The organism is Advenella incenata, from assembly GCF_004217095.1.
Taxonomy (GTDB): Bacteria; Pseudomonadota; Gammaproteobacteria; order Burkholderiales; family Burkholderiaceae_B; genus Advenella; species Advenella incenata.
Genome location: NZ_SHKO01000001.1, coordinates 1,749,240 through 1,766,318 on the forward strand (window position 1 = coordinate 1,749,240; position 17,079 = coordinate 1,766,318).

Here is a 17,079-nt window from a genome sequence, read left to right on the forward strand (position 1 = left end):
ATTGAATATGGATCTGGGATTGAAAGACAGCACCGCTTTGATAACAGGCGGCGCCGGCACACTGGGCCTGGCAATGGCAACGCGTTTTCTTCAGGAGGATTGCAATGTCGTAATATGTGATGCCAGCCAGCCATCAATTGACAACGCTTGCCAACAACTTGCTGCCTTTGAGGGACGTGTGCTTGGCGTCCTTGCTGATGTTACGGACAAGAATGCGGTGGCACAGGCCGTACAACAGGCTACCGATAAGTGGAAAAAAATTGATGTACTGGTCAATAACGCCGGTTTTGCGCGCGATCGCTATTTAACTAAAATGTCTGAAGAGGACTGGCATGCGGTTCTGGATGTGACCTTGCAAGGCGCCTTTCATTGCACCCGTGCCGTATTGCCGATGATGATGGAAAACCGATATGGCCGGGTTATTAACATCGCATCGCGTGCGCACCTTGGCAATCCCGGGCAGACTAATTATTCAGCTGCAAAAGCCGGCTTGATCGGCTTCACCCGTTCGCTGGCGCTGGAATCTGGCAAATTCGGTATCACGGCCAACGCCGTGGCGCCGGGGGTCATCTGCACCCCTCGCATGCAACAACGCCCCGACTATCACGAGTTGACCGAACGCGCCAAATCCAATACGCCGGTCGCCCGTCTGGGCGATCCGGCCGATGTGGCCGCCACAGTCGCATTCCTGGCTTCTCGTCTGGCCGGATTTACCACCGGCGAAACCGTCCATGTGACAGGAGGACGTTACGCATGACCTCGCCATTTGATCTGAACGAGCATTTGAGTCGTCGCCTGTATTTTGATGATATTGATGAGGGGCAGAGCTGGATCAGTCCGCGTCGCACCGTGACCGAGGCGGATGTGATTCAGTTCGCTGGTCTCTCGGGCGATTTCAACGCCCTGCACACGGATGCGGTTTATGCACAAGGGCATCCTTTCGGTCAGCGCGCTGCCCACGGGATGCTGACGCTGGCCATCGCCTCCGGGCTTACCACGCGAATGCCGGTTTATCGGTTGATGGATGGCGCCCGGTATGCGTTGGTCGAATTGCGATGTCAATGGCGCAAACCGGTGTTTATTGGCGACACGATTCATGTGGAGCTGCGCATCGGTAAAAAAACCAAATCGCAGAAACGGCCGGGAACGGGTCGGATCTTGATGCATCGTATTATCAAAAATCAGCATGATGAGGTCGTAGCCGACACCGAATGGACGACGCTGATGACCTGCAGAAAGGAGGGTGCATGAACGTGGGAGTGTCACAGTTGAAAGCTGACCAATTGAAACAGAATGCCGCTTTTGACGACCTGGCCAGGCTGGTTCAGCCTCGTTCCGTGATGGTTGTCGGTGCATCCACTAGCATAGGCACGCTGGGCCACACCACAGTGCAGAATCTGATTGAACACTCAGACTTCGATGGCGACGTGTTGCTGGTGAACCCCCGAGGCGGACAGTGGCAGAATAGGCCCTTGTACAGATCAATCGGTGACGTACCAGCACCGCAAATTGATGTGGCGCTTTTGCTGGTCCCGGCAGATTCGGCTCTTGCTGCATTGGAGGCGTGCGCTGCAAAACATGTGCGCTATGCCATTGTGTTTACAGGAGGATTTGCAGAACTGGGGGAAACGGGACGTCAGGCCGAACAGCAGATGCTGGCGCTTGCCGCGCGTACCGGAATGCGGTTGTATGGACCCAATTGCGCCGGCATGACCATATTGTCGCCACGTCTTGGGTTGACCTTTTCGACCGAGTTCCGCAATGACGGTCGCGATAATAGACTCTCGCGTATCGGCCTTGTCACGCAAGGCGGCGGTCTTGGACGATCATTGATGCAGGGTAATGAGCGTGGGGTGTGCTTTTCCCGCTGGTTTTCGACCGGTAACGAGCTTGACCTGGATAATGCCGACTTTATCCAATGGCTGGCACAGGATCCAGGGACGGATATCATTTGCACGGTCATCGAAGGCATCAAGGACGGAGAGCGCTTTGTTGCTGCCGCGCAGGCGGCGAGCCGGGCGGGCAAACCGCTAATTGCCCTGAAGGTTGGCCGTTCTGACTTTGGCAAGAAGGCGGCGCAATCGCATACGGCCTCGCTTGCGGGCGATGATGTCGTTAATGATGCGGTGTTCTCCCAATATGGCGTCATCCGGGTTGACGATTTGGATGAAATGCTTGATGTGGCAAGCCTGCTGTCGCGCGTAGGTGTGCAGCGCCTCAAGCGTCTTTGCGTGTATTCATCGTCAGGCGGAGCCGGCGTGCTCTCCGCAGACAAAGTGGGCGAAGCCGGACTAACCATGGCGTCTCTGGACGAATCGACAGTGGCGGAGATGACAAAACACGCGCCATCATATGCCGCCTTGACGAATCCGGTTGATTTGACGACCAAGGCGCTGGTTGATCCACAGCTTGCCAGCAAATGCCTGTTGCCGCTTTTCAATGATTCTGGCGTGGATGCGGTGTTGTACCCGATCACGTCCAACTATGCAGCCAGTACGGAAGGCATGGTGCGCAATATGCTTGAGGTGGCAAGACAGGGAAGCAAAGCGTTTGTACCCGTCTGGATGAGCAGCCGTCGCGGGCAGGCCCACGATTTATTGGTCGCAGAAGGCTTTGCGCCCATCTATAGCCTGCGCAATGCCATGCAGGCGCTCAAGCGCATCAGTTGGTATGCCGAATGGACAGAGCGCAACGACGGTCAGGACGACACACCAGTGCAACCGCATGAAAACGCGAGTGTCGTCTCATTGCCGTGCAACGAGACCCAGGCCAAATCGTTGATCATGCAATCCGGAGTACGTTCACCGAAAGAATTGCAGGTTCATACAGCAACCGAGGCAGCCATGCGGGCCACAGCTATTGGTTTTCCGGTAGCGCTGAAATTGGTGGCCGATGGTGTGCTGCACAAAAGCGAAATTGGCGGTGTGCAATTGAACCTGCAGGATGAGGCGCAGGTGCGTCAGGCGTTTGAGCAGATTATGACTGCGGCGCGTACTCATAATGTACCAGACAACAATATTCGTGGCGTTCTTGTTTCCGAGATGATCACCGATGGCGTTGAAATGCTGGTTGGCATCCACCGCGATGCGGTCTTCGGGCCGATCCTGAGCATTGGTGCGGGCGGTGTATGGGTGGAGATAGAGGCCGATGTTGCGCGCTGTCGTCTGCCGGTAGATCGTGCTCTGCTGGAATATATCCTGGATTCCACACGGGTAGCCAGACGTCTGGCCAGCCACCGTGGTTTGCCTGCGCGTGATCGATCAGCGCTGCTTGACGCCATGCAGCGTCTTGCTGTGTTATTTCTAAGCCTGGGAGACCGGGTACAGTCGCTTGAAGTCAATCCATTGGTGGTATTGGACAACGGTCATGGGGTCGTCGCGCTGGATGCGGTGATTGAATAATACTTTGCCTGCCTGTAAATGCTTTGGTTTGCGAAGCGTTTACAGGCGGGAACACAATTGCTTAACGAGGGAGCTTCTCGATGTTTAACAGTCAAATTGGCGGCGGCGACGCCCATTCTATTTCAGTCCGTGGTCATGACCTGGTCAATGATCTTTTCAATCGTGATTTTGTCGATGTCCTTGCGCTGGAGTTGCTGGGGCAGTTTCCAACCCCTGAGCTAAAGCGCATGCTCAACCTTTTTTTGGTTAGTGCCACGGATCACGGCCTGACCCCCAGCGCACTGTCGGCACGCCTGACCTTGCACGGTGCACCCGAATCTATGCAAGGGGCGCTGGCAGCCGGGCTTCTGGGCGCCGGTTCACGCTTTCTGGGCGTCATTGAATATTCAGCACGCTTTTTGCGCGACGCGCTGCCGCAGCAAGACAGTTACACAGATGAGGAGCTGCGGCATTTTGCCGAGGAATGTGTCAAGGTTAATAAGGCAGCCAAACGCAAAATTCCCGGCGTGGGACATCCCATCCACGTAGATGGCGACCCCAGATGCGAGAGGATGTTTGAGATCGCCAGGGACTGCGGCTTTTATGGCAGCTATTCGCGCTTTGCCGTAGAACTGGCCGCTGCTGCCGCGCGCCAGTCTGGACGTAAAATTCCCCTGAACGCCACGGGCGCAAAAGGTGCGATTGTGCTTGACATGGGGTTGACACCCGAGTTGGGCAAGGCACTTACGATGATCGGGCGCTCTGTCGGCCTGATGGCTCACATTATAGAGGAGCAGCAAAATCCTATCGGACAAAAGGTTTGGGACATGGCTTCTGGCACATAGGACCGGAGAGTACAGGGCGATCGCCCTGTACCGTTTCATTTTAAGAACTGCGCTGGCTCAGCTTTTCTTGACGCGCGGGCACGCGCTGTCAGCAAGGGATACGAACGCTTCCTCTCCAGGTATCGTGGAGAGTACTTTATAGTAGTCATAGGGGGCCTTTGACTCCTGCGGTGTTTTGACTTGCACCAGCGACAGATCCATAATGACACGGCCGTCTTCGGGTCGGACCCTGGCGTTTTTGATTAGCTTTGAGCCAATCGGCAAGTCGCTCATTGCTTTGGTAGCCTTGTCGCCATCAAAGCTGCCTGCCGCCTTGACGGCATTCAGATAGTGACTCACGCTCACATAGGTTAATGCCTGCACAACCGAGGGAGCACGTTTAAAGCCACTTTTCTGTTGCCAGCGGCGAGTCCAGGCGCGCGTATCTTCATTGGTATCCCAGTAAAAGGCCGTCGGGAAGACCAAGCCTTTGGCCACCTCCAATCCCATGCCATCGACATCGTTGATAAAAGTGAGAAAGGTGGCCAGTTTTTGTTTTCCCGCTGTCAGGCCAAACTCCTGCGACTGCTTGGCCAGATTCACCAGGTCTCCTCCTGCGCTGGCAAGGCCGATCATATCTGCACCGGACGATTGTGCTTGCAGCAAAAAGGAAGAAAAATCCAGCGCCCCTAGTGGATGCCGGACACTACCCAGAACCTTGCCGCCTTCCTGGCTGATAAACTCGCTGGCATTTTTTTCCAGCGTTTTGCCAAAAATATAGTCGGTGGTGACGAAATACCATGTTTTTGCGCCCGCCTGGGCATTGCTGCGAACCACGGCTTTGGCCAGCGCATAGGTGTCGGGTGCCCATTGCGTGGTGGTTGCAGCGCATTGTGCGCCGGCGAAATCTGCGGCAAAGCCGCCGCTGATCAGTGCCGCTTTATTCTTTTCCCGGGCAATGGCAGCCGCAGCCAACCCGGTAGAGCTGGCGCCACCGTCGACCACCGCAACCAGATTCTTGGTATCAAACCAGCTGCGCACGAGTTGTCCGGCAATGTCGACCTTGTTTTGGGTATCGCCACCAATCACTTCGATTTTCTTGCCCAATACTTCACCGCCGAAATCCTCGACGGCCATCCTGGCGGCCACTTCGGAGCCCAGGCCGCCCAGATCGGCATAAATGCCTGATCGGTCGTTGGAGACACCAATCCGCACAACGGAATTGTCTGCTGCTGCGGCACTCATGACACATGAACCGAATAACGCTGTTAATAGAATGTTGAATTTCACTGCAGTCTCCGTCACCAATGTTGTTAGATTTGAATCGGCCATTATTCCCACTCGCTTGAGCGAGTGTCAATCGGGGTTTTTCTCGGCTATCGGGTATTTTCAAATCATGGATCGGGTGAGCGGTATGGCCGACGCAGATCACCGCTTCTGGTTGGCACGGCGTTTTGTCCCATATTGTGCTTTGATTGGAGTGGCTTTATTTCAAGCTTGATAACGTCTCTGGAAGTGTCTTTCCAATCGCTTATCGGTTTTCCTTGGTGTTGTCGCTTCTAACGGCGTAGATTGTTTGCTGCATGTTCTGCCGGGCAACGGGCTCCAGTGGAGCGAAATCCGGTAAAAGGAAGATCTGCGCTCGTTTACACAGCGCTTCAAAGAAAGCGGCGCGCTTTTCGTAATAATCCTGGGTATCGCGTACCAGGTGTTGAACTTCCCGGAAAACCGCTTCGCTATCGGCGTGAAACTGCTCCCAGTGGGCACCAAGGCCAGACAAATCCAGATCAAGCACCAGGCGGGATGAATGATGGCTGGCGGTGTGACTGATCGTGTCGTGAATAATGGTCACCGCCTCGTCGACAACTTGGGCCGGTACAAGCCCACCATGGGCATGCTGGCGCAACAGGAGCGCCGACAGCATTTCGTTTTGCCCATTGGTCGAGCCTGGGATATAAACGACGTCATGGTACAGGATAGCCAGTGCCTGCGCGCGGCTGGGCGTGATGTTTTTTGCTGCTGCCATCTTGAACATGCGCTGGATGTGCTCGAGCCCATGGTAATGGCGTTCGGGTTCCATGTAGCGATCTATTACACGATCCAGTATCTCGCTGCTAAGCCCGGTAAGTTCGCGTATGGCGCTTATGATGTCAGATTTCATTGAGTGAGCGTGCATAAATAATATTCCAATCATAATAGTACTCGCGTCACGCGCATCCGGGTAACATTGTCTATAGCATATATCGAATAGACTAGGCAATAGTCACCCCTGTCAGTTTCACCAACGCGTTCATTTTTCTATCTCACCGTGATGGTAATCCTTGGGGGCTGGTCACTTCCTCCGGCATGGGCTGTCACAAAGATGGCGGACAGGTTTGGTCGCCAGTAGGGATCAATTAACTAAGTTTTGAGTAAGGTAATGCTTGGCTACCACTCAACCGTCTTTCTCCTGGGCATTAATCATATAGCCAAAGCCTCTTGCGGTGTGCAGCAGGGCTGGTTCACCCTCATGCTCTATTTTTGATCGCAGATAGCGAATATATACATCGACCACTTTGGTGCCCGGGTCAAAATCCATGCGCCAAACGTCACGCAGCAACTGGGCTCTGCTCACGACAATCCCGGCATGTTCCATCAGGTATGCGAGCAAGGCGAACTCCTTGGCTGTGAGTTCGATCCGCCGCTGGCCGCGATGCGCCGTCTTTGTGCGGAAATCGAGTTGCAGGTTGCCTACTTGCAGCTGCATTGTCGAGCGACGCAATTGCAGACCGCGACGCAGCAGCGCCTGCATACGCGCAACCAATTCGTCAAAGGCAAACGGTTTTGTCAGATAGTCATCAGCGCCCCGGTTTAAGCCGGTGATGCGATCGTGCAGCTCAGCCTTGGCAGTCAACATCAGGATCATGCTTTGGCATCCATCTGCCCGTAATCGCGAGCAAACTTCGATCCCTTCCAGTTTCGGCAGCATGACGTCCAAAACGATCAAATCGAAATCTCCATCGCGTGCTGTCTCGTAACCATGCAGACCGTCGCGCGAAACGCCAACATCGTAACCTTCGGCCCTCAGGCCTTTTTCCAGAAACGAGATAATCCGTGGATCGTCTTCAATCAGCAGGACCTTGGCGATATTCATGTTTTTTTCCCCAGAGGCAAGCGAATGGTGAGCGTTGAACCTTTACCGACTGTGCTGCTGAAATTGATGCTGCCATTATGCTTGTCCACAATCCAGCGAGCGATGGGCAAACCCAGACCAGTTCCGACTTTCCAGCGTTTCTGCGCCAGCGTGCCACGATAAAAACGATGGAAAATATAAGGTACGTCGTCGGATGGGCAACCCACACCCTGATCCTTGATCGACAGTTCTGCCATCTGGCCATCGGACCGAATATAAATGCAAATTGTGGTGTCGGACAGGGAGTATTTGATAGCATTGTCCAGCGCGATCATGATTGCTTGTTTCAGGCGTACTATGTCACAAAAAATGCTGACGATTTGCTTGGGATCATCACAACATATGACAAGTTTGATGTCGCGGCTTTGCGCCAGCACATGGATGTCATCCATAGCTGCCTGGGCAATCTCATGCAAGTCAATCAGTTTCTTCTCGAAATGTATGTCGTCGCCTTCGGAACGAGCAACAAATAGCAGATCTTCTATGAGCTGAGTCATCTCCTCGGCACGGGCAACAATCGCCGTCAACGATTCACGGTACAGGGATTCCGATTGCGTTTTTCCTCGAAGTGCAATTTCCGCTTCACCACGCACGGCGGTCAGGGAAGTGCGCAGTTCGTGGCTGATATCGCCAAGGAACCGCACGCGTTGCTGGTCAACCTGGGTCAGGCGCTGGTTGGCTTGCGCCAGATCCTGCGTGCGCTGTGCAACTTCTTCTTCAAGTTTGTTTTTGGCGCTGGTCAGCATGGCATGTTGCATCTGTAGCTGCGTAGCCATTGCATCAAAACTGTGCGATAGTTCACCGAACTCGTCGCGGGCCTGGCTACCGATGCGATACTGGAGCGAGCCATGTTCAATTGCGCGGGTTCCGGCGGTCAAAGCACGAATCGGACGATTGATGGACCGTGTTAGAAAATGGCTGGACACAAACGTCAATGATAGCAGGATTGCCAGTAACGTCAGCATCGTTGCGGTCACATTGCGTTGCAGTTGTCCGGCAGCGGCTTCCAGTTTGGCGACCTCGCGACGTTTGGCTTGCGCGCTCTTGGCCACGAGTTGTTCAAACTCCCGGTCCAGGCGGTTTTCGATCTCGATGCGGAACAGGACGATGGCATCGTCACGTTTGCCGGCTGAGTATAAGGCAAGAAGTCGTTCAACCGAGTCGTTGATGTCGTCCATCAATAAGCCCATGCGGGTATAGCGCGACGGCGCGGCGCGATCGTCAGCACGAGGGCCATTTTTAAGGTCTATGGCTTGCAGGCGCTGAAAAGAATTGTGCACGTCGTTGCGGGCACTTTGAAAGTCGGAAAGCTCCGACGGGCCCATCAATATGAGTTCGGCTATTTGTTCAGAGTAGCGGTTTGCGTCAACAGCAAGGCGTGCCGTCGCGGACAATTCCTTGCGGGCATCGGTTACCTGGTCCGCATAGCGCTTTGTCATATGCAAGGCGACGATCGAAGTGGCAGCCATGGCAATGACGGCAAAGGCCACAATGCACTGGAAAATCCAGATTCGGGTCTTGATGGTCAAATGGTTCTCGTCAATAAGATGGCGCGCATTGCGTCGCACCCGATAGGTAATCGTGCTGGATGATTACCAATTCATGGCAGACGCAATAGCGGCAAACTTATAAGCGTACAGTCATTTCTTGCAACACTCTGTTGTGTTGTTTTTATATATATGAAGACCTGTAACATCCATATGCCAAATGGCATCCGCAGCAGCCAGCCATCGTGGATCGCTTGTAACCAATAAAACGGTTGCACTGTTGTTTTGCAGCACAGGAGCCAGGGTCTCGGTTCGTACGGTATCGAGCAAGGCATCGGCATCGTCAATCAGTAGCAAACGCGGTGCGCCCATAATGGCCCTGGCAATGATTAAACGTTGCCGCGTGGCCGCGGGAATATCCGTAGCATGTTCTGCGATCCGGGTGGCCAGGCCCCGGGGCAAGGCGTCGATCGCTTGGGTCAATCCGCATAATTGCAGGGTCTGATCTATTTCGGCTTCGGTCGCCGAACGGGCACGATATGTGAGATTGCGACGGATTGAGCCGCGTAGCAAGGGCAGGCTGGGTGAAATGGTTCCCACCGCTTGTCTGATGGAGTTAAGATCATGTTCGCTCAGATTCTGACCATCCAGGCATACCGTGCCCTGGGCGGGATCGAACATACGTGTGGCCAGGGCCAGTAGCGTAGACTTTCCGGTGCCACTGGCGCCGGTGATCGCGATAAGCGTGCCGGCCTGAGCTTGCGCATTGATCTGTTCAAATACGCCCTCTACCGAGACATCCTTGAGTACAAGTTGGCCAGGGCCGGCAGACAGCGGTGGTAATGGCTGGCCGGAATCCAGGCTGGGCAATTGCAGGAATCTGCCCAGAACATCCCGTGCTGCCCGGAAATTTTGCAAAAATACAAATACTCGGCTCAAATCGCGTATCGGTGAGTCCAGAAGATTGACAATAAGGACGGAAGCCAGCAGTGTGCCCCAGTCAATGCGTTCGGCTTGTAGCATGCTGGTAGCCAATACCAGTGCTGTTAATATGGGTGAGATTGCATCGGGCAAAGCGCGTAGCAGGCTTGCCAGGTGAATTTGCGAGACTGCCGCATCGGCGAGTCGCTTGCTCTGTTTTTTCAATCGCGCGCGTTCGCCGCGCGCACGTCCGAACACGCGAACAGGGGACGACGCGCCCAGCCGTTCGCCCAGGTTGGCGGCCAATCGACCGCGTTCGCTACGCAGTTTGCGCACGCGTTTATATAGTGGCGTGCCGGCAACGGCGAGCAATGCCAGGGCGATGGCAATCACGATGGCGACGCATGCCGCAATGAGTGGGCTTAGCCAGGCCAGGACCGTGATCGCAGCCGTGATGGTGATCGCCGAGACAAGCAAACCGGCAAGCCCGCGACCGACCCAGTCATTGAGCGCGTTCAGGTCCGCTACAAAACGAACCATCATCACCCCTTGCGTGCGTTTCTGCAAAACACGGCTTGGCAGATTATTGACATGATCGAACAGCAATAGCCGGGTTGCCATCAGATAGCTTTGTCCCATTTTTTCTGCTGTCGCCCGTTCGATCACGCGCAGCCACATCAACATAAGACCGAATAGGGCAACGGCCATCGCATTTGCCATTATCCAGTGTGGCGCGACAGGGGCGTGGTGCAGGCCATCGAAACCTTGTCGCGTGGCTAGGGCAATGCCGCTCATGAGCGCTGCCTGCGCCAGGCCATTGGCAAGAAGCCAGGCCATCAGCTTGCGTCGGGAGTCGGCCAAAATGGGCGGTAGCGGCCCATGTCCCTTCATAGGCTTGCAGCCAGCGCGAATTGACTGCTTGTCAAGTCTTCCAAAATTGCAGGATCCATGAGTTGATCAGGGCTGAGCACCATCAATCCGACCGCTTCGGTGGCTTCCTGGATCGCCAGTGGTGCCATGGTGACCACACCGCTGAGTGCGATAACTCTCAATTGTTGCTGTATTAACCAGTCTACGCCTGCTTTGGCGCCTACTGCATCGCGAGCTGCATAGAAAACGCCGTCAACCAGATTTCGAAACTCATGCGACTGCAACAACAGACCGGTTTCTTGTTGATATATGCCATCGGCCACTTCGATGATTAGAATATCAATGTCGGAATTCATGGCATGGGACGTCAGTGTAGAGAATGCGCGCAATAGCTGGTTGCGCTCCACCTTGTAGGTCGACACCATGCCGACTGATGTGAAATCAAGGGCTGGACGCGCACCGGCATCCATCATGCGCCACATATCTCCACCCGCACCCGTTCCGGTCACCTTGACAGATCCGACGCGATAACCCGCAGCGATGAAACCACGGATAAGACTGACGGCCGTCGTGGTTTTGCCGGCGTTCATCGAAGAGCCGATCACTGCATATACGCGCGCAGTTTTGGCAGCATTGATGGGCGGCAGCGCTACGTCAGCGACATTGATTACTTGTCCATGTCGATTTGCCAGCAGTCCGATTGGGGCAATACGGGTTGCGATGCCAGTTTTTACGCTGCGCGACAGCACATTCGAGGCGATACCACCTGCAGCGACGAGGTCGCACGGATCAAGGTCATTGCGGATTTCCGCCTCAAACTGATCGGGCGCATAACGATGGCCATAGGCCACCACAATTTCATCACCGATAAATAAGCTGGAACGCCGACCGTCGCGCAACTCCAGTGCTTTGTGATGGCCTATCTTACGTACTTCTGCAAGCACCAGATCGCCAGGCCGGGGCTCAGCAGTGGTGATCAAGCCAGCAGCTTCCGATAGATTAATGTGTCGGGTTGTGTAAGCTGCTTTGCTGTGTAACAGCCGCTGATGCAAATTCAAATGATTCATGGAATTTCCTGGATGATTGCTTGTGAGATTCCAAGATAGCAATATGAGCAATGGCCAAGTTGAGAATTAGACAAGGGCTGGATTAAAAATTGGTAAGAATGGCCATATTGTCTTAATGAAATGCTACAACTTGATGGAGCTTGCCGGCTGACGCAAGTTGTTATGTCAATTTATTACTTGGAAATATGATTTGAACCTGTCGCACGCTTTGGATTTGACGTATTTGCGTTACTTATGGTTAAACAATGATAGAGCCTGCACCTATATCAGCGATCATTCCCTGAATGAAACTTTGCCAAATATTCGCCGCGCCGTCCTGGTTGTGCATGGCATTGAACGGGATGGCTATCGATATTGGAAAGCGCTGGCGCGGGCTGCGCGTCGGGCAGGACCGTCTGTGGAGGAACAGACACTGCTGCTGGCACCACAATTTTTCGTGCGCAAGCAGGCCTTTCAGTGGGGGCTTGAGGCGAACACGCTTACCTGGCGCTCGCAAGCCTGGAAACAGGGTGATTTATCACGCAAGGGCGGGGTGAGCTCGTTTTCGACCATTGATGCTTTAATCCAGCAGCTTTTGTGCGCAGAGCGCTTTCCAGCCTTGGCGCAAATCGTCATTGTGGGGCATTCTGCAGGGGCGCAGTTTGTGCAGCGGTATGCCGCAGCCGGTCGCGGCGCCGGTTTGGCACGGATGCGCGGCATTGGTCTGCGCCATATTGTGGTTGGCCCATCCTCGTATCTGTATTTGAATAATGCGCGTCGCGGTTTCGGGCCAGCCGAAGGTTTCGGCGAGCCTTGCGGGCAAACCGTTATGCATTGTCCTGATTATGACAATTATAAGTATGGATTGCAGCATGCCAATGCCTACGTCAGGGCAATGGGCCCGGAGCGCATCCGGCGCGATTATGCCAGCAAAGAGGTGGTGTATCTGGTTGGAGAACACGATGACCAGACGGATAACCAGCACCTGGACTGCAGCCAGGCGGCCATGTTGCAAGGGCATAATCGCGTGGACCGCTGTCTGGCCTATCGTGACCATCTTGTGGATTTGTACGGCGCGTTGCCGGTTTCGCATGCCTTCGAAGTTGTGCCGGGTTTAGGGCACGAAGGCCCACGCATCTTGCGCTCGCCTGCCGGACTGCGTTGGATTTTCGACGTTAGTAAGGCGGCGCGTGAAGCCAGGCGCGCGTCGGTTTAATCGAGTTTGAACGCGATGCCCGTCAGGTCCAATGCGTTGTCCGTCAGAGGCTGATCCGGCAGATGGATTGCGCCGCCTTCAAGCGACAGTGCAAGCTTTAGCGGGCTGGCCGTCAGGCCGAGATAAAAGGTTTGTTCGGCAGGGAAAGCATTGAGTCCGTTGGGACAGCTGGCGGCCCATTGCAGATTGATCAGCGTGCCCAGCGCGCTTTCCGCATAAATGCCGACTGTGGTTTTTGCGTCGTGTTGAGCAGCGCGCTGGCGGATGCGTTGTGCTTCACCCATCCCGATTCGGCCAGGTTTGGTGCTCAGCGCCAGCGCGCCTGCCTGTAAAAACCGTTCCGCATCCTGTTCAGTGGTACAGGCGCGATCGACCAAAATCGGCAGTGGCGACTGCCGTTGCAACGATTCAAATAAGGATAGTGATTCGAGCGGGCAGGGGTCTTCGGCGTATTCAACGCCGCAAGCTGCTAATTGTTCCAGATAGTGCGGCGCCTGGGCAGGCGTGTAATGGCTGTTGGCATCCACCACATAACGGCAATGAGCTGGCAGGGCGTCGCGCAAGGCGCGCAGCACCGCAAGATCGGTCTTGACACCCTGTCCTCCCTTGACTTTAAAGCTGCAGATGCCGTGGCGCGTGTAGTGCTCCAGGGCCTGTGCCACCATTTGCGCCGGGGGTTGCCGGGTCAGTGTCCAGGCAACGTCAACCTGGGCTTGCCCCTGCGTAAAGCGCCAGCACGGCTGTTGATGGGCCGCCGCGCGCAACAGTTGGGCGGCGGTTTCGATCATGCCCTTGCCCAGCCGGTTTTCTGGAATGGGCGCAAGCGCACGGGCCACGGCCTGAGCATCACTCATGTCAGTGTTGCTCAGTTGCGGTATCAGTATGTCGTCAAAGGCGGCTTGCAGCATGGCGGGCGACACCCCAGACCAGGTTGCCTTGAGTGTGCCTTCGGCATGACCGGCCTGGCCGTGTTCGTTGCGCAATGTCAGCAAGGCGTAAACGCCTTCTTTTTCCACTGCGTTGGCCCAATGGATGGTGTGAACGTATGGGATGCGATAAAAGCGCAGCGACCAATCGGCTAACTTCATTAGTTGGTCCGGATCTGGGCGGACTTGATGAGTTTTCCCCAGACCTGCATTTCCTGCTCTACATGGGTCTTGAAGGCATCTCCCGTGGTGCCAAGCATTTGGACGCCTTCGGAAGTGAACGTGTCGGCAAATGTCTTATTGCGAATGATTTTATTGAACGCGGCGTTCAGTTTCTGAACAATTTCCTTGGGCGTTCCTGCGGGCGCCAGATACCCCCACCAGCCTTGCGCATGATAGCCGGGTACGGTTTCCTGGACCGTGGGCACTTCAGGCAACGATGACATGCGGCTCTTGCCGGTGGTGGCAAGCGCCTTGACGCGGCCAGGTTTCAGATAAGTCATCGTGCCGGGATAGGTGCCGAAGGTTACATGAACCTGTCCGCTGGCAACATCATTCAAGCCTTGCGCCAGACCCTTGTATGGGATATGCATAATGTCGGCGCCAGTGAGTTCTTTGAGCATTTCACCCATCAGGTGCGCCGAGCTGCCGTTGCCGGTGGAGGCGTAGACGTACTTGCCTGGCTCTTTTTTGGCAAGTGCAATAAATTCGGCCACGTTATTTGCCGGCAGTTTTGGCGTAGCGATCATTACATAGGGAGATGTGGCAGCCAGTGTGATGTACTCAAAGCTCTTGAGCGGGTCAAACGGGAGCTTCTTGACCAACGAAGGAAGAATCGAGTGAGCGGCTGCGGCTTGCAGTAATGTGTAGCCATCCGGATTGGCCCGCGCGACGAACTCGGTGCCAATTGCCGTGCCGGCGCCGGGCTTGTTTTCCACAATAACGGTCTGTTTGAGTTCTTCACCAAGGTATTGCGCCATGCGCCGGGCCAGAATGTCATTGATGGCACCAGGCGTATACGGCACGATAATGCGAATGGTGCGATTCGGGTAATTGTCGGCGGTTTGCGCCTGGGCTGAAAAAACCGCGCCGATGGTCAGGGCAAACAAGGCGAATGGACGAATTTTTTTCATATTTTGTCTCCTCTTCAGAGGTTTTTGTGGTTCTTGTGAACCGGTTGGTTTGGTTTCAATAAGAAACTATATGTTTTGCTCATTGTTTATATAGTTTCTTTTTTCAACTATAATTCAGTTGTTGTTAACTTTCAACTGCTATTTATATGGTTTCATACGGAAACTATAGATAGATGTATAAAGAAACTAATAGTTGGGAACACCCGATCTTAATCACAAGTGACTATTTATGAATATTTCGAATGCCAGTACATACCCGGTTGTCCATAAAACCGTGGCGCGTGTCGAAGAAAACAATGGTCTGCGACAAGCGATCTCCATTGCCTATTGGGTACAGGGAGAAGGGCCGCTTATTGTCATGCTGCCGTCCCTGGGGCGTGACGTGGAAGACTTCGAGTCTGTCTCAACCCAGCTAGCTGAGGCTGGCTATCGTGTAGCCTGTCCAAGCCCGCGGGGCATTGGAGCTAGTGCCGGGTGCATGGATAATCTGACATTGCATGATTTCGGTCGTGATATCGTATCTGTCATTGAGGCCGAAGGCGGGAAGCCGGCCTTTGTAGCGGGGCATGCTTTCGGCAATTGGACGGCCCGTACTGTTGCCGTTGACCGTCCTGATCTTGTCCGCGCCGTGATTATTCTGGCTGCCGGGCCACGCGTGGTAGCGCAAGGGCCAGGCGCTGGCCTGCCGCATTGTATGGATAAAAGCCTGGACGCCGCTGTGCGACTGCAGTGGATCAAAAAGGTGTTTTTTGCCGAAGCAAGCGATGCGTCGGTGTGGCTGGAGGGATGGCATCCTGACGTGGCCAACGTACAGCGTGCCGCCAAGGCGGCTACACCGATCGACCGTTGGTGGGGAGCAGGCCACGCCAGAATCCTGGATGTCCGGGCGCTGGAAGATGCTTTCGCGCCGCTGGATGCCGGCTGGCAATTAAGCCAGGATCTGGGAGCGCAACGGGTGACGACAGTTGAGATCGCCAATGCGGGTCACGCCCTGCTGCCCGAACAGCCGATTGCGGTCGCCGAAGCGATTAAAGCGTATCTCAATAATTTCCAAGACTAAATATAGTCGTTGCAGCGTCATTCGCACTGACGACGCTTTGCTCCCAAACACTCGTGTTCTCTGCTTTTTTGAGACGAGCGCGGCGGCACTAACCCGCTTTCGCCTTGTGCGCTAGCAGCCATGTTTTGACGTCGGTTGTCGGGATGCCTTTTTGGGCGTTATAGGTCGTGGTCTTGTCCCACCACATCCCGTCGCCGAGCGCGAACGCCGCTCTATATCGCGCCATGACGTTCTCAGGACACCGTACAAGATCCATGCTGAGTTTTTCTTTTGTCAACAGCTCGCGCTTGAAAGTGCGCTCCATAACTTCTTCCACGATCGTCGCTAGCTGGCTATACGAAATTGTGTCGCTGGCTACAAAGATTACCTGGTTTCTAATCCTGGGTTGCTCAAGCAAGATTTCGGTGGTTAGACGGCCAATATCCTCAGGCGTTGTCACGGTCACTTTTGTTTCCCAGCTACCCAGACCGCGTACGATGCCAGCTTCAAAATCAATCAGACCCGTTGTTGGCTCAAACAGGAAACTTGTGAACATACCGGTCGAAACAATCACCCATTCAGTTTTTGATTGGGACCGCAGTATGGTTCTAACGTCGTATTGTTCATCGAATACTGGCTGGCCGCTGCCTTTGCCGATGACGTCATAGTCCACGCCAAACTGCCATGGAAAATAGCGACGGACGCCGGCGGCAAGAACGGCTTTGGTCAGCTTGACTTGGGTGCCCGGTCCGGCGACAAATCCGGTGCAATTGACCACGGTATGAAATTGACCGAACATCTGGATGAGATCTTCAGTGGCGCTGTGAATAAGATCGAACGGCAGCAAACGTACGCCCAGGAGGCGCAGTTCTTCGTACGTCTGTACTTGTCTCTGTGTAGGGCGTTCCAATGACTGCGCAGATACCAGCACAGTAAGCGGGCATCCGGCAGTTTTCTGGCGCGGAGCAAGATAGCGCAAAACAGCCATTCCCAGTTCGCCTGCGCCCAGGACCAAGACATTGTCCAGGTTAACGTGATTAGATAGTTCGTTCATAAGATAGATTT

The 17,079-nt window shown here is 54.5% G+C and carries 15 protein-coding genes; 6 read left to right on the top strand and 9 right to left on the bottom strand.

Features of this window, described 5'->3' with window-relative positions:
- Positions 1–7: 7 nt before the first annotated feature.
- From fabG to EV681_RS07935, 4 genes are all read left to right on the top strand, one after another.
- On the top strand, positions 8–757 hold the full coding sequence (gene fabG / locus EV681_RS07920) for a 3-oxoacyl-ACP reductase FabG (RefSeq protein WP_128395508.1): 750 nt from the start codon (positions 8–10) through the stop codon (positions 755–757).
- A complete protein-coding gene (locus EV681_RS07925) occupies positions 754–1,251 on the top strand; it encodes a MaoC/PaaZ C-terminal domain-containing protein (RefSeq protein ID WP_130303670.1) in 498 nt (165 codons plus the stop codon). The genes fabG and EV681_RS07925 overlap by 4 nt, the downstream gene beginning before the upstream one ends.
- On the top strand, positions 1,248–3,401 hold the full coding sequence (locus tag EV681_RS07930; protein ID WP_130303671.1) for an acetate--CoA ligase family protein: 2,154 nt from the start codon (positions 1,248–1,250) through the stop codon (positions 3,399–3,401). Before EV681_RS07925 ends, EV681_RS07930 begins: the two co-directional genes overlap by 4 nt.
- Before the next feature lie 80 nt (positions 3,402–3,481).
- The gene (locus EV681_RS07935) at positions 3,482–4,225 is read left to right on the top strand and encodes a citryl-CoA lyase (protein WP_128395511.1); all 744 of its coding nucleotides are present in this window, start codon (positions 3,482–3,484) and stop codon (positions 4,223–4,225) included.
- Between the two features lie 57 nt (positions 4,226–4,282).
- Here the strand turns inward: EV681_RS07935 and EV681_RS07940 are convergent, their stop codons facing one another.
- The 6 genes from EV681_RS07940 to EV681_RS07965 all read right to left on the bottom strand — a co-directional run bounded on the left by EV681_RS07940 (position 4,283) and on the right by EV681_RS07965 (position 11,721).
- Positions 4,283–5,449, bottom strand: a complete 1,167-nt coding sequence (locus EV681_RS07940) for an ABC transporter substrate-binding protein (protein WP_128395512.1) — start codon at positions 5,447–5,449, stop codon at positions 4,283–4,285.
- Between the two features lie 286 nt (positions 5,450–5,735).
- Positions 5,736–6,365 carry an HD domain-containing protein gene (locus EV681_RS07945; RefSeq protein WP_130303672.1) on the bottom strand — a complete coding sequence of 210 codons (630 nt, stop codon included), beginning with the start codon at positions 6,363–6,365 and terminating at the stop codon, positions 5,736–5,738.
- 273 nt (positions 6,366–6,638) lie between these two features.
- Entirely contained in the window at positions 6,639–7,337 is a 699-nt protein-coding gene (locus EV681_RS07950) for a response regulator transcription factor (RefSeq protein WP_128395514.1), read from the bottom strand.
- Entirely contained in the window at positions 7,334–8,905 is a 1,572-nt protein-coding gene (locus EV681_RS07955) for a sensor histidine kinase (RefSeq protein ID WP_130303673.1), read from the bottom strand. The genes EV681_RS07950 and EV681_RS07955 overlap by 4 nt, the downstream gene beginning before the upstream one ends.
- 111 nt (positions 8,906–9,016) lie before the next feature.
- Positions 9,017–10,675, bottom strand: coding sequence for an ABC transporter transmembrane domain-containing protein (locus EV681_RS07960; RefSeq protein ID WP_130303674.1), 1,659 nt, complete (start codon positions 10,673–10,675; stop codon positions 9,017–9,019).
- Entirely contained in the window at positions 10,672–11,721 is a 1,050-nt protein-coding gene (locus tag EV681_RS07965) for a molybdopterin-guanine dinucleotide biosynthesis protein MobB (protein ID WP_130303675.1), read from the bottom strand. Before EV681_RS07965 ends, EV681_RS07960 begins: the two co-directional genes overlap by 4 nt.
- Before the next feature lie 292 nt (positions 11,722–12,013).
- Between EV681_RS07965 and EV681_RS07970 the strand changes: the two genes are divergently transcribed.
- Positions 12,014–12,916, top strand: a complete 903-nt coding sequence (locus EV681_RS07970) for a hypothetical protein (RefSeq protein ID WP_130303676.1) — start codon at positions 12,014–12,016, stop codon at positions 12,914–12,916.
- Here the strand turns inward: EV681_RS07970 and EV681_RS07975 are convergent.
- Positions 12,913–14,004: a mandelate racemase/muconate lactonizing enzyme family protein gene (locus EV681_RS07975; RefSeq protein WP_130303677.1), complete on the bottom strand. Its 1,092-nt coding sequence runs from the start codon at positions 14,002–14,004 to the stop codon at positions 12,913–12,915. The two genes, EV681_RS07970 and EV681_RS07975, sit on opposite strands and share 4 nt — an antisense overlap.
- On the bottom strand, positions 14,004–14,975 hold the full coding sequence (locus EV681_RS07980; RefSeq protein WP_128395520.1) for a tripartite tricarboxylate transporter substrate binding protein: 972 nt from the start codon (positions 14,973–14,975) through the stop codon (positions 14,004–14,006). Before EV681_RS07980 ends, EV681_RS07975 begins: the two co-directional genes overlap by 1 nt.
- Positions 14,976–15,204: 229 nt before the next feature.
- Here EV681_RS07980 and EV681_RS07985 point away from each other — a divergent pair, with 229 nt between their 5' ends.
- The gene (locus tag EV681_RS07985) at positions 15,205–16,035 is read left to right on the top strand and encodes an alpha/beta fold hydrolase (RefSeq protein WP_130303678.1); all 831 of its coding nucleotides are present in this window, start codon (positions 15,205–15,207) and stop codon (positions 16,033–16,035) included.
- A gap of 88 nt (positions 16,036–16,123) precedes the next feature.
- On the opposite strand, the gene EV681_RS07990 is transcribed toward EV681_RS07985, so the two are convergent.
- The gene (locus tag EV681_RS07990; protein ID WP_130303679.1) at positions 16,124–17,068 is read right to left on the bottom strand and encodes an aromatic alcohol reductase; all 945 of its coding nucleotides are present in this window, start codon (positions 17,066–17,068) and stop codon (positions 16,124–16,126) included.
- Between the last annotated feature and the right edge of the window lie 11 nt (positions 17,069–17,079).